The sequence below is a fragment of the Stenotrophomonas sp. STEN038 genome (assembly GCF_056759895.1).
Genome location: NZ_JBRRDW010000014.1, coordinates 85019 through 97890, shown reverse-complemented (window position 1 = coordinate 97890; position 12872 = coordinate 85019). Strand labels below are relative to the sequence as shown.

Genomic DNA, 12872 nt, shown 5'->3' with positions numbered 1-12872 from the left:
GGGGTTGCCTACTGGGTTTTTCCGGGGGAGCGACGCTAACATCTCCCTACGGGTTTTACTCCGCGCGCCCCCCGCCGCTACCCATCTACTTTCAACTAGCCCTCTCGCCGCGGTGACCCCCGCGCCTACAACAACCCAGCAAAATCTCTACGGCCCCTGCACGTGCTGCAGTATCACTTTCGCCAAACCTTCGTAATCGCCCTCAAAATGATGATCGCCCGGCAGCTTGATCAGCTGCGCGCTACCGGCCGGCAACTTCGGGCACAGGGCGTCACTGTCGTCGGCGCCGTAGATGCACAAAGTGCTGTCAGCGGCCATGCGCCGCACCTCCGGTGCGATAGGCAAGCCATCATCGCCGCCACTGGAAATCCAGTTGCTGACATGGAATTCATAGTCGGCGCGCTCGCCCATCGACATCAACGCGCTCATGCGCAGCATCTTGGCGCTGGCTGGCGGTAGCTTGTTGATGGCCGCAGGCAACACATCCGCGCCTTGCGAGAAACCAATCAACAACAGCTTCGGTCGTTGCCAGTGGTTGGCGTAATAGCGCGCGATACGATCCAAGTCAGCCGCAAAGCCCGCAGGCGTACGTTCGCTCCAGAAGTAACGCAGCGAGTCCACGCCAACCACCGGAATCCCAGCCTTCGCCAAGGCGCCGGCCACATCCTTGTCCAGCCCGGCCCAACCGCCATCACCGGAGACGAACACCGCAAAGGTGTCGCCCTGCCCGCTGGCCGGCACTTCCACCAGCGGCAGGCCGTCCAGATCCTGCGGCACCGCAGGCAGGCTCACGCCGCGTTGTGCGCCCAGCACCCGTGCGGCAGCCACTTCGCCAGGCAAGGCACTGCCTGCAGCGGTGCGTGCGAACTGACGCGCCCATGGCACCGCCGCGGTGAATGCAGCAACCTGCATCGCCGGGCAGGCCTGACCCTTGCCTGCAACCGCATTCAACCAAGGGAAACGCAGGAGCTGCGGCAACAGCGCCTGCCCCTTGATGGCATCGCCGCAGGTCATCGTCGCGTTGCGCAGCTGCGGGCAGAAACCCTCGGTCAACAAGCCAGCAAATACGTCCGGCCCAGCCTGTGTAGCAACCGCATAGGCCAGCGCCGCACCGGCACCATCGCCGCCGAGGATGGCCAGGCGGTAACTCGGCACGTGGTAATAGGCCTGCACATAGCGCGAGAAGTTCTCCACATCGCCTGCGGAGAAACCACAGTGCGCACCCTCTTTTGCCAGCACCTCGTACAGATGGCGAGTGTCGATGTCGACCACCATCGCGCCGTCACCGCGCAGCGCCTGCAGTCGAGCCTGCCGTTCCGCTGGGGCTGCCGCATCAGTGAACCACAGCACCACGCGCTGTACCGGCGCACTCGGCAGCAGCACCGGTACGTGCTCGAAGCGTCCATGGCTGACCTGTTCGGCCGCCATTGCTGGCGCCGCCCACAGGCTCATTGCCAGCACCCACATTCCCCACATCACACGTGCCATGTACAGGCCTCAAGAACGGTGCTGCAAAGCCTACGCCCATGGCGGGCGGAAAGATGTCGAAACCGCCGGCTCAGGCCTGCGCTTCGGGATGGCGTGCAATCCATTCGGCCAGCCGCTGCCGGTAGAGCAGCAGTTCGTCGGTATACAGATCCAGTACGCACAGCGGGCAGCCGCTGCCACAGCACTCGTTCGGACCAGGTGCTTCCGGTGGTTGCGGGCGCGGATCGGGGTCTGCAGTTGCAGGAACCTGGACAGGTAGTTCGTTCATTACAGCGGCCGGTTCGGCCCTATCGGCAATGGGACAGCCCGCATTTTAGCCAAAGCGCCGACTCAGGCCGTAACTCGGCGCAGATTGGCCCGCGCCGCCGCATCGTAGCGTTCATGGAAGAAATCGCTGAAGAAGATGCGCGGCTGAGCCAACACCTTTTTCAGGAAACGCCGTCGGTTGAGCCGGAACAGGAAGCCCGGCACCTTGCCCTGGTATTCCTCGGCGATGCCACGGTCATAGGCATCAAACACCGCATCCGGCGCCCCCAGGATTGCCATGTCGCTGTCCAGGAACAGCGCGGCATCCGCATCCAGTTCTGCGCCATCCAGGCTGCCATGGCACGCAGTGAGTTCGATCAGCAGGATCACCCGCGCTACGTCCACTTCGGCATCCGGCAACCACCGCTTGATCCCGGACGCGGCCAACTGCGCCGAGCGCGTCTCATTGTCGCCGCGCCCCGCCTCGTAGATGGCGTCGTGGTAAAGCACCGCCAGCAGCACTTCCAACGGCTGCTGCCAGCCGGGGCCAGCGGCGACATCGCGGTAGTGCTGCAGCAGCGCCTGCACATGGCCAAAGTTGTGATACGCACGCGGCGGCTGCGCGTAGGCGGTTTTCAGCTCGGCCAGCAGCGGCGGTGGCAGGGTCTGCAGCAAGTCGTTCATGGCGGCATCTTGGCATGAAGCCAGGAGTTGGACAGGTCTACCGTCAATTGGCGAGCCGCGGTTTGCACCGCATACGGCAGCCCCGGTTCAGCCCAGCTGCCAGCGGCCTTCGATCTGGTAACGGCCTTGGCCGAGGAAACTACGCACCAGCACGAATTCACGCACGAACCAGCGGAACGGTTGTACCGGCTGGATCGGCAGGCGGCGGCGGTCGTACAGCAGGGTCATATGCGGGGTGAAACGCGGGTCCAGCTTGCCACCCACGCCCTGCAGGCAACGCGCCAGTTCCTCGTGCAGGCCGTTCAACAGCTCGGCACCGTACTCGCTGCGCAGCACGAACGGGTTCTTCACGCTGCCGGCAAAGCTGCCCACCTGGTCAAAGCAGACCTCGAACTCGGGCATGCGTACCCGCGCTGCCGCCTGCCGCACCTTGGGCAGCAGGCTCGGCGGCAGGCCGGCATAGTCACCCAGATGATGCAGGGTGACGTGCAAGCGCTCCGGCGCCAATGGATGCCCAAGCAGACCATGTTCCTCGCGCAGGCCATCGGCCAACTCGGCGACCCGCTCCGCCGTGAGCGCATCAGGCATCACTGCGAAGAACAGGCGTTCGGTTGGAATATCGCTGCCCAGGCCCAGGGTCATCTGGGCCTCGGTGGAGGAAAGCTGCTTCGTCATGGTCTGGTATCGAAAGCCGGCTGCCGTACCCGCTCCGTTGCGGCGGCCACTACTGTCTAGGGCCGCGGATACTAGCAGACCCCGCCGGTCACGGCCCGGCCATGGCGAAAATTTCACCACCGCTCGGCGAGCCACGCCGCACAAGGGCTGCCAATAGTTATCCACATGTTTGCACAGGGCTGGTCCACACCCGCTGTGGATTTGTCCCCGCCCCGCTTCCATCCCCCCGCAACAGGCCTACACTGGACACGCCGTAGCAAACTCCGGGTGATCGCCATGATCGGTTGGAATGCATTGGTCCTGCTCGCCGCCAGCAGCGTGGCTTTGGCTGCGCCTCCCCCAGCGTCCCCTCCGGTGCCAAGTCCGGAGCAGGTGATGGCCATCCCTCCGGAAATACGCACACAGCTGCAGGAACGGGTCATCAAGGCCACGAACTCCCCGGAACAGCGCCTGCAGCGGCTGGTTGAGCTGGTATTCCGGCCAGAGGGGCTGGGTCTGGCCTACGACACCGAGGCCACCCTCACCGTGGCCGAAACCTGGCAGCAACGGCGTGCCAACTGCCTGTCCTTCACCCTGCTTTTTGTCGCCCTGGCCCGCGAGATCGGCCTTGAGGCGCGCATGCAGGAGGTTGGCCAGGTGGTGTCCTGGTATGAAGACGAGGGGCTGATCTTCAACGCCGGCCACGTCAATGTCGGAATGCGCATTGATGGCCGTCAGGCCACCCTGGATCTGGACAGCAACGTGCTGTACGACCGCCGCGGTCCGCAGCCGATCAACGACAGCCGCGCACTTGCCCATTTCTACAACAACCGTGGTGCCGAGCAGCTGGCCGCACACGATTACGTCGGTGCACGGGCCTATTTCGACGCGGCATTGCGGATGGATCCGCGTTTTGTGCCCGCTTGGAGCAACCTTGGTGTGCTTGAGTCGCGTGAGGACTACCTCGACGCCGCCGCCAAAGACCTGAACATGGCGCTGTCGATCAACCGTTTTCACGCACCGGCCCTGCACAATGCCACCAAGCTTTACCAGCGCATGGGCGACAGTCGCCGCGTGGCCCAGATGCAGTCGCGCCTGGAGCAGGTACGCAAGCGTGACCCGTTCTACCAGTTCATGCAGGGCGCCAGCGCCGAGCGGGACGGCGACTACGCATTGGCTGCGCATTACTACCGTGAAGCAGTGCGGCTGTATGGCAATGCCCATCAATTCCACTTCGGCCTGGCCCGCGCCTACTTCCTGGGCGGCAACAACCACTTGGCGATGAAGGAAATGAAACGAGCCCGCGACCTCGGTGGCGACCCGATGAGAGCGGTCTACCAGAGCAAGCTGGACGGAATCCGCAGACTGGAAGCGCGCCATGCGGTGCGCTGAACGCGCATCGCTGGCGGCTTGGACGCAGGCCCGGCTCAGGCCTTGCGCAGGAAGCAGGTCTTCAACACCAGACCCTTGATCTTTTCCGAGTTGCCCTCGATGTGCTCGGCATCGTCCTCGACCAGACGGATGTTACGGATCACCGTGCCCTGCTTGAGCGGGATGGACGATCCCTTGACCTTCAGATCCTTGATCACGGTGACGGTGTCGCCGGCCACCAACACGTTGCCATTGCTATCGCGCACCACCAGGGTGGATTCGGCCGCTTCACCGGCGGTCCATTCATGGCCGCAATCGGCGCAGATCCACAGCGCGCCATCGGCATAGATGTTTTCCAGCGAACACTGCGGGCAGGAAGTAACAGACATGGGGGACTCCCGTACATTGAGTAACCATCCATTGTAGCCGTTCAGCTCACATCCGCTCCCGGCGGCACCAGGCGTGCGGCAGGAACCTGACTGGGCGCATACCCGTATCCACAAACGGCGACGCACGATTCGACACCCAACAGGCTGGGCCGATGGTCAGGGCTGCGCGGTGGCCGCTTTCTTCAGGTGCCGCGCAGACGCCAGAAAATCGTGACGCGGTTCGTGGTAGCGCTGGCCTCGCGTCCACGAGCAGCCATTCACGACCCGCATGTGAAGCCAGCCGCGCGGCGGCGTAGTAAAGTGCGCGGCCGATTCAGCAGCAAGACGCGCAGCCATCATGAAACTCGGCATCGATTTTGGCACCAGCAACTCGGCCGCCGCCGCCCATATCGACGGCAAGGTGGTCCCGGTCAGCTTTGGTGAGGCCCAGCAGTTCCGCACCACGGTGTACTTCCCCCAGGTGATGCGCGACCCCAACGATTTTGAACTGACGCCGGCACTGGAGGCGCAGGTCGATGACCTGATCGAATCCGGCCGCCGTGACGCGCGCGCGGTCGGCAATACCCGCAGCCATGAGCAGCTGCGCAGCGATGCCATCCGCGTGGTGCGCCGGCAGTGGATGGAAGAACGCATCCGCGAACCGCGCAGCTCCACCACCCTGCTGCAGAACGCGGTCTATGGCGACGAGGCACTGGAAGCCTATTTCGAGGAAAACGAAGGCAACCTGGTACAGAGCCCGAAGTCAATGCTGGGCTACAACCTGCACCCGCGCGCCAAGCAGACCATCACCGGCATAGCCACCCATATTCTCGAACACATCCGCCTGACTGCCTCGCGCCAGCTGCAGCGCAACGTACGCAGCGCGCTGCTCGGCCGGCCGGTGCAGTTCCGCAGTTCGATTGGCGCGGCCGGCAACGACCAGGCGCTGGAGATCCTGCGTAGCGCGGCGATGGCGGCGGGCTTTGACGAAGTGGATTTCCTCGAAGAACCCGCAGCTGCCGCCATGCATTACCACGCGGTCAGCAGCGAACGCCACGAAGCGGTGATCGTCGACGTGGGCGGCGGTACTACCGACATCGCCCATGCCAGCGTTGGTGGCAACACCGCGCCGCAGATCCACCGCGCCTGGGGTATCGCCCGAGGTGGTACCGATATCGACCTGGCGCTGAGTCTGGCCGGCTATATGCCGCTGTTCGGCCGCGGCATCACCCGCGTACCTGCGCACCACTATGTGGAAGCAGCGATGGTGCAGGACATGACCCGCCAGCGTGATTTCCGCCAGCACAACTATGACGCAGTGGAGCTTCCCTATGGCCCGCGCCTGCAGGCACTGCAGGACACCGGCAATACCGCGCGCCTGTACCGCGCGGTGGAACACTGCAAGATCGCCCTGAGCAGCCAGCCCAGCCACCACAGCATGCTGGACTTCATCGAGGCGGGACTGTCGGTGGATATCGATGCACCACATCTGACCGCGGCTGCCGGCGGCTACCTGGGTGAGTTTGAAACCTTGTTGCAGCAAGTGCGTGCCGATATCGGCCATGACCCGGCGGCGGTGTTCCTGACCGGTGGCATGTCGCGCGCCGGTTACATCCAGCAGGCCGCTGCTGCGGCTTTCCCGGGCGCCAAACTGGTGCACGGCGACCCGTCGTTTGGAGTGGTGCAAGGCTTGGCGTTGGCCGCAACAACGAATGGCGCTGTTGTGGCCCCTGTGGGAGCGGCGTAAGCCGCGAGGCTGGGGATCCAGAAGCACAAAAGCGTTACCCCTCCCCAACCCTCCCCTTTGCTGCGCAAAAGGGAGGGAGTAGAAGCGCTACCTCCCCAGCCCTCCCCTTGCCCATGACACAGGGAGGGAGTGGATCAACGATCCAGACTCACCCGCACACCGCCCGAATGCGACTGGATGGAGATATCGCCATCGCCGCCGCCAATCCGCGCATCCAGGCTCTTGCCCGGACCGTAACGCGGGCTCTCCACCTGGCCTACGTCGGAGCGGATGCTGCCGCTGAAGGTGCTGACCTTGAGCTGCGCCGAAGTACTGGCCGGCAGGCCGAGTGAGACCGAGCCACTCACCGTCTCCAGGTTGACCCGGCCGCCCGGCTGCAGGCCCGCACTGCGCACGCCCACGCTGCCGGATACCGACTCGGCACTGAGCCGCTGCACCTTGGCCAGGTCGAGGGTGATGCCGCCAGACACGGTATTGGCCGCAACCTCACCACCGCTGGCACCGGTCGCATTGATCCCACCGCTGACCGTTCTGGTTTCCAGACGCGAGGTCTGCAACTGCGAGCGGATAGCGCCACTGACCGTGGTCAACTCCGCCTCACCAGCGCGCCCATTGGCGGTGATGCTGCCGCTGACGGTGGAGCTCTGCAGACGACGCAGGTCCACATCCGCCACATCCACGCCCGCACTGACGGTACTGGTCTGCAGCTGCGCAGCGCGCGGCACTCGTAGTTCCAGCACCGCGCCACGACTGCTGCGGCTGTTCTGCGGGTAGACCACCTTCAACGCCACGCGATTGGCGCTGCTCTCCACTTCAAGCCGCTGGCCCTCGCCCAGCGAGCCGGTCAGTTGTACTTCGTTGCGGTCCCAGCCACGCACGGTGACCGAGCCGGCCACATTGCTCAGCTCCACGCGGCCGCCGCTGGACAAGGGCAGGCTACGGTTGACCGCAGTCTGCGCGAACGCGCTGGTCAGTGGGGCCAGCAGCAGGGCCGTGGCGATCAGATGGCGCATGCAAGCTTTCATCAGGTGCTCCTTCAAGTCGAAAGTCCGGTCGGGTTGACGCCCTTGCGGGTGAGTTCAAGCCGCAACGCGTAGGTGCGCTGCAACTGTCCAAGTAGAAAATCGGCGTCGGGGCTCTGCGCGATGGCGCTGCGGATGCTGCCCGCGCTTTCATCCAGTTCCCGCAGCGCTGGCTGCAGCTCGGCGGCAACCTCGTCCTGCGGAATCGTCGCCATCGCCTGCCGGTACTGGTAGGTGATGGTGTTGGCCTGATGCTGCAGTGACGATTCTTCGACGGCGACAGACCCCGTGGGCTGCTGCGGCAACAACAGCATGCTGGCCACGCCAACCAGTGCAACAACCACCGCAGCAGCGGCATAACGTGGCCAGTGGCGATGTGATCCGCGCCGCGCCGGCACCGCGTCCACCGGGGTGGCGGGTGCGGCAACTGCCGGCTCGGTACGCGGGCTCTGCCCCAGTTCCGCGGCGATGCGCTGCCACACCGCGGCTGGCGGCACCCGCTCGCTTGGCAGTCCACGCAAGCGCTGCGCCAATGCATCATCGTGATCGTTTTCGTAGTGACTCATCCTGCTTCTCCAAGCCGCGTGCGCAACAAACTGCGCGCACGATGCAACTGGGCCTTGGAACTACCGACAGCCATCTGCAGTTCCACGGCGATTTCCTGGTGTTTCCACCCTTCAATGTCATGCAATACCAGCACCGCGCGGGCGCGTGGCGGCAGCGTCAACAACGCACGTTCCAGGTCCATGCCGGTGGCATGGCAGCGCGGGGTGTCGGCCATTTCGGCCAATAGATCCATCCCGGATTCACCTATGTCCAGCGATTCAAACGTTGCCGCGCGCAGCTCCATCAGCGCCGTATTCACCGCCAAACGGTGCAGCCAGGTTCCCAACGCACTCTCGAAGCGGAACTGCGGCAGCTTGCGCCAGGCCTGGATGAAGGTCTCCTGCAGCACATCCTCGGCGCGCGCCGCGTTGCCGCCGCACAAGCGCCAAAGCAAGGCGTATAGGCGCGGCGAGTGGCGTCGGTAGATCCGTTCATAGGCGCGGGTATCACCGTCCGCGGCGGCACGGGCCAGCACGGCGTCGTCGACGACGGGTGATGAGGGGGCAGTAGCGGTCACGGTGGCGTTGAGCATATCCATTGGATGCGGCAGGCAGCAAAAAGGTTTAAAGCCGACTCAATTCTTTGCCGAAGCCGCCCGCAGCCTCTCGGCAACTGGCAGCAATTGCCGCGCTGGCCGACAATCGGTGCTCGTCAAACCGTTGCGACCCCATGTTGCGTACCCCCGCTGTCCTGCTTTGCGCCGCCCTTGCCCTGGTCGGTTGCACCAGCGCCTCCGCCCCCATCGATACCCCAGCAGCCGCGGCCCGCATGCCGGAGCAGGCACTGGCTCCGGTGATCCTGATTTCCATCGATGGCTTCCGCAACGACTATCTGGATCGTGGCCTGACCCCGACGCTGAGCTTGATGGTGGCCGCTGGCGCACGTGCCGAATACATGCGTCCGTCGTATCCCTCGATCACCTTCCCCAATCACTACACACTGATCACCGGCCTGCGCCCGGACCACCATGGGGTGATAGCCAACTTCATGACCGACCCGGCCATTCCCGGCGTGCGCTTCAGCATGTTCGACCAGGCCACGGTCAGCGACGAGCGCTGGTGGGACGACGGCAAGCCGCTGTGGACCAGCGTGCGCGAACAGGGTGGACGCGCCGCGGCGATGTTCTGGGTCGGCTCGGAAGCGCCGGTGCATGGCGCACGTCCCGAGTTCTGGAGGCCGTTCGACATCATGGTGAGCTCGCAGCAGCGGGTGCAGCAGGTGCTGGAATGGCTGGCACTGCCTGCCGCGCAGCGCCCCCATTTCATCACCCTGTACTTCGACAAGGTCGACACACAGGGCCACCGCTACGGCCCGGATTCCACCGAACTGAACAATGCCCTGGGCGAGGTCGACAACGCGATTGCCGCGCTGTTGGCGGGTATCCGTGCGCAGGGCCTGCAGCAGCAGGTCAACATCGTGGTCACCTCCGACCACGGCATGACCGCAACCAGCCCAGCCAAGCAGATCTTCCTGGATGACATCGTCGATGTGAGCAAGCTGGATTTCGGTTGGACCGGCGCCTACGCCTCGTTCAATGCCCTGCCCGGCGGCGAGATGGCCGCCCAGCAACTGCTGGCGGGCAGCTACCCGCATATCCAGTGCATGACCCGCGAGCAGATCCCGGCACGCTTCGAGTATGGTCACCACCGCCGCGTGCCCGCCTACATCTGCACCGCCGCGCTTGGCTGGCAGGTCACCACCCGCCAGGCCGAAAAGCGCAAAGGCCACGAACTGCTGGGCGAACATGGCTACGACAATGCCTTGCCGGACATGTACTCCCCATTCATCGGCTACGGGCCAGCCTTCGCGCCAGGCGTGACCATCGCCCCTATCGACAATGTTGACGTCTATCCATTGCTGGCCCGTCTGTTGAACATTACCCCGGCCCGCAATGACGGCAACCCCCGCCATACCGACGCCGCACTGAAACACTGAAGCACCGCAAGGAAACCGCATGAAGCACTACCTCCCCGCCTCGATGCAGCAATGGATTGAACCCATGAACACTGGCCTGAGCATCCTGCTGATCCTGGTCGTGGCCTGGCTGCTGCGCCTGCTGACCAGGCGCCTGCTGGCCCGGCTTGGGCGCCATTACACGCTGCCGGCGCAGATCGAGATGGCGATCCGGCGGCTGTCCAATTTCGTCATCGGCACAGTGGCCCTGGTCGCCATCCTGCAGGCCCTGCACGTACAGGCCAGCGTGCTGTGGACGGCGTTCACCGGTTTTGCCGCGGTCGGCGCGGTGGCGTTCTTCGCCGCCTGGAGCGTGCTGTCCAACATCTTCTGCACCTTCCTGATCTTCACCACCCGTCCGTTCCGCCTTGGCGACCAGATCGAGTTGCTGGAGAACGGCGAAAAGCCTGGCCTGAAGGGCGTGGTCACCGACATCAACCTGATCTACACCACCCTGCATGAGGTCGGTGGCCCGGTCGATGGCACCTTGATGCAGATTCCCAACAGCCTGTTCTTCCAGCGCGGCCTGCGCCGTTGGCGCGGTGGCGATTCCAGCGCGATCAGCGTGCAGGGAGACGGCTGAGGAAGCCGGAACAGCAGCGAACAACCCCCGAGCATTGGGTCCGTGATCCCCGCGAAAGCGGGGATTGCTTTGGCGCCGGCCCACAGCGTTCCGCTCGCGTCCATATCAGCCGTGCGAAAATTGCCGTCATTGAGCGACCGGCCCGGTCGCAAGCCCGCACGCAATGTCCGCCTCTCCCGATACCTCATGCCCTGCCCCACAGGCAGGCGACGCTTTTGCCGTTGCCGAGCGCCACGAGCAGCGCTCCGACCGCCAACGCTGGCTCAGCGTCATCGCACTGGCGCTGGCAGCCTTCGTCTTCAACACCAGCGAGTTCGTCCCGGTCGGCCTGCTGAGCGACATCGGTGCCGACTTCGGCAAGCCGATCGAGCATGTCGGGCTGATGCTGACCATCTACGCCTGGGTGGTGGCACTGACCTCGCTGCCGTGCATGCTGCTGACCCGCAATTTCGACCGTCGCAAACTGCTGCTGGGCGTGTTTGCGCTGTTCATCCTCAGCCATGTGCTGTCCGCCATGGCCTGGAGCTATCCGGTACTGATGGCCAGCCGGGTCGGCATTGCGCTGGCCCATGCAGTGTTCTGGTCGATCACCGCCTCGCTGGCGGTGCGCGTGGCGCCGCAGGACAAGCGCCCGCAGGCCCTCGGCCTGCTCGCCACCGGCACGTCGGTGGCAATGGTACTGGGCATTCCGCTGGGTCGCATCGTGGGCGAACTGCTGGGCTGGCGCATCACCTTCATGGCCATCGGCGGCGTCGCCCTGCTGGTGATGCTGGTGCTGGCACGTCTGCTGCCGGCCCTGCCCAGCCAGAACAGCGGTTCGGCCAGCAGCATTCCCCTGCTGTTGCGCCGCCCTGCATTGATGGCCTTGTACCTGCTGGTGATGGTGGTGATCTCCGCCCAGTTCACCGGTTACAGCTATATCGAACCCTTCGTGCAGAAGATCGGCGGCTTTGATGCGCATGTGACCACGCTGGTATTGCTGTTGTTCGGCGGCATGGGCTTCATCGGCAGCGTGCTGTTTTCGCGCTATGGCCTGCGTTGGCCGCGCGGCTTCCTGCTGACCGCTATCGGCACCCTGGCCGCGAGCCTGTTGCTGCTGCGTACCGGCCTGCACAGCAGTTGGCTGCTGTACGCACTGGTCTCGGTATGGGGCGTGGCGATGATCAGCTTTGCGCTGTTGATGCAGTCCAAGGTGCTGAACCTGGCCTCCGACGCCACCGACGTGGCGATGGCCTTGTTCTCGGGCATCTTCAACATCGGCATTGGCGCCGGTGCCTTGATCGGCAGCCAGGTCAGCCTGCAGCTGGGCATGCAGCATATTGGCCTGGTCGGCGGCCTGATCGCTACCGCCGGCTGGCTGTGGTGCCTGTTCGCGATGCTGCGCTGGAGCGGCAGCTTCAGGCTTGGCGGTGCAAAGCACTAAGCCGCCAAGCGGCGCCCATTTACGGCGTGCGGACTGCAGGTATGCTTCCGCCCACGCCCCTGCTTCCGGGGGCGCGCATGGGGGAAGGACATGGATCAATACATCACTCTGCGCGACGCGAATATCGCCGATGCAGAGGCGCTCAGCGCACTTGTAACCCCATTGGCCCGCCATCTGCTTGATGCGGACAGCGGTGCCAGCGCACATGCCTTTCTGGCCTCACTGACGCCTGCCAGCTTCGCCGATCGACTGGTCGACAAGGAGTTCGCGCACTACGTGATCGAGGAGACAGGTGCACTGGTCGGCATGATCGCGATGCGCGGCGACAGCCACATCCACCATCTGTTTGTCAGCCGTGGTACGCGCAGGCGCGGCATTGCACGTTTTCTGTGGGAACACGCGCTACGCGTGCACGGGCGCCGCGAGTACACGGTCAACTCGTCCGAGATTGCAGTGCCGGTGTATGAGCGGTTTGGCTTCGTCAGCAAGGCCGCGCCACAGACGGTCAAGGGTGTGCGGTTCGTGCTGATGGAACGGCCGAGATTGGTGCCGCGCTTAGTGCAGAAGCAATTCTTGAATGATGTGCTGCCCGTACCGGGGAAAAGCTGAGGCTTTGGGCTTTGGGCTTTGCCCTTTAACGTTGTCATTCCCGCGCAGGCGGGGTTTTCAAGCGACGAATGTCGGGTCATCGCTCTTTGCTCTACCGCCAAGCAAGACGAGCGCGAAC

Annotated in this window: 14 protein-coding genes; 6 read left to right on the top strand and 8 right to left on the bottom strand. The window is 64.3% G+C overall.

Annotation, left to right across the window (positions count from 1 at the left end; all coding sequences use genetic code 11):
• Positions 1 to 147 precede the first annotated feature (147 nt).
• From ACVOLS_RS08210 to thpR, 4 genes are all read right to left on the bottom strand, one after another.
• Positions 148 to 1488 carry a virulence factor family protein gene (locus tag ACVOLS_RS08210; protein WP_481545216.1) on the bottom strand — a complete coding sequence of 447 codons (1341 nt, stop codon included), beginning with the start codon at positions 1486 to 1488 and terminating at the stop codon, positions 148 to 150.
• A 70-nt stretch (positions 1489 to 1558) separates the two neighbouring features.
• The gene (locus ACVOLS_RS08205) at positions 1559 to 1756 is read right to left on the bottom strand and encodes an oxidoreductase-like domain-containing protein (RefSeq protein ID WP_481545215.1); all 198 of its coding nucleotides are present in this window, start codon (positions 1754 to 1756) and stop codon (positions 1559 to 1561) included.
• Positions 1757 to 1818: 62 nt separating this feature from the next.
• Positions 1819 to 2418 (bottom strand): HD domain-containing protein, encoded by a 600-nt coding sequence (locus ACVOLS_RS08200; RefSeq protein ID WP_481545214.1) that lies wholly within the window; start codon positions 2416 to 2418, stop codon positions 1819 to 1821.
• A gap of 87 nt (positions 2419 to 2505) precedes the next feature.
• Positions 2506 to 3093 carry an RNA 2',3'-cyclic phosphodiesterase gene (thpR, locus tag ACVOLS_RS08195; protein ID WP_481545213.1) on the bottom strand — a complete coding sequence of 196 codons (588 nt, stop codon included), beginning with the start codon at positions 3091 to 3093 and terminating at the stop codon, positions 2506 to 2508.
• A 375-nt stretch (positions 3094 to 3468) separates the two neighbouring features.
• Between thpR and ACVOLS_RS08190 the strand changes: the two genes are divergently transcribed.
• Positions 3469 to 4464 (top strand): tetratricopeptide repeat protein, encoded by a 996-nt coding sequence (locus ACVOLS_RS08190; protein ID WP_481545212.1) that lies wholly within the window; start codon positions 3469 to 3471, stop codon positions 4462 to 4464.
• Between the two features lie 35 nt (positions 4465 to 4499).
• Here ACVOLS_RS08190 and ACVOLS_RS08185 read toward each other — a convergent pair whose 3' ends face one another.
• On the bottom strand, positions 4500 to 4832 hold the full coding sequence (locus ACVOLS_RS08185) for a zinc ribbon domain-containing protein YjdM (protein WP_481545211.1): 333 nt from the start codon (positions 4830 to 4832) through the stop codon (positions 4500 to 4502).
• A 337-nt stretch (positions 4833 to 5169) separates the two neighbouring features.
• On the opposite strand from ACVOLS_RS08185, the gene ACVOLS_RS08180 reads away from it, so the two are divergent.
• Entirely contained in the window at positions 5170 to 6558 is a 1389-nt protein-coding gene (locus ACVOLS_RS08180) for an Hsp70 family protein (RefSeq protein WP_481545210.1), read from the top strand.
• 134 nt (positions 6559 to 6692) lie between these two features.
• Here ACVOLS_RS08180 and ACVOLS_RS08175 read toward each other — a convergent pair whose 3' ends face one another.
• The 3 genes from ACVOLS_RS08175 to ACVOLS_RS08165 are packed head-to-tail and all read right to left on the bottom strand — an operon-like array spanning position 6693 to position 8718.
• Positions 6693 to 7583, bottom strand: a complete 891-nt coding sequence (locus ACVOLS_RS08175; RefSeq protein WP_481545209.1) for a DUF4097 family beta strand repeat-containing protein — start codon at positions 7581 to 7583, stop codon at positions 6693 to 6695.
• 11 nt (positions 7584 to 7594) lie between these two features.
• Positions 7595 to 8146, bottom strand: coding sequence for a hypothetical protein (locus ACVOLS_RS08170; protein WP_481545208.1), 552 nt, complete (start codon positions 8144 to 8146; stop codon positions 7595 to 7597).
• Positions 8143 to 8718, bottom strand: coding sequence for an RNA polymerase sigma factor (locus tag ACVOLS_RS08165; protein WP_481545221.1), 576 nt, complete (start codon positions 8716 to 8718; stop codon positions 8143 to 8145). The genes ACVOLS_RS08170 and ACVOLS_RS08165 overlap by 4 nt, the downstream gene beginning before the upstream one ends.
• Positions 8719 to 8855: 137 nt before the next feature.
• Between ACVOLS_RS08165 and ACVOLS_RS08160 the strand changes: the two genes are divergently transcribed.
• The 4 genes from ACVOLS_RS08160 (at position 8856) to ACVOLS_RS08145 (ending at position 12754) form a co-directional block, all read left to right on the top strand.
• Complete coding sequence (locus tag ACVOLS_RS08160; protein ID WP_481545207.1) at positions 8856 to 10121, top strand: alkaline phosphatase family protein; 1266 nt, start codon at positions 8856 to 8858, stop codon at positions 10119 to 10121.
• A 19-nt stretch (positions 10122 to 10140) separates the two neighbouring features.
• On the top strand, positions 10141 to 10722 hold the full coding sequence (locus ACVOLS_RS08155) for a mechanosensitive ion channel domain-containing protein (RefSeq protein ID WP_481545206.1): 582 nt from the start codon (positions 10141 to 10143) through the stop codon (positions 10720 to 10722).
• Positions 10723 to 10885: 163 nt separating this feature from the next.
• Entirely contained in the window at positions 10886 to 12145 is a 1260-nt protein-coding gene (locus tag ACVOLS_RS08150; RefSeq protein ID WP_481545205.1) for a sugar transporter, read from the top strand.
• A gap of 90 nt (positions 12146 to 12235) precedes the next feature.
• The gene (locus ACVOLS_RS08145; protein ID WP_481545204.1) at positions 12236 to 12754 is read left to right on the top strand and encodes a GNAT family N-acetyltransferase; all 519 of its coding nucleotides are present in this window, start codon (positions 12236 to 12238) and stop codon (positions 12752 to 12754) included.
• Positions 12755 to 12872 lie beyond the last annotated feature (118 nt).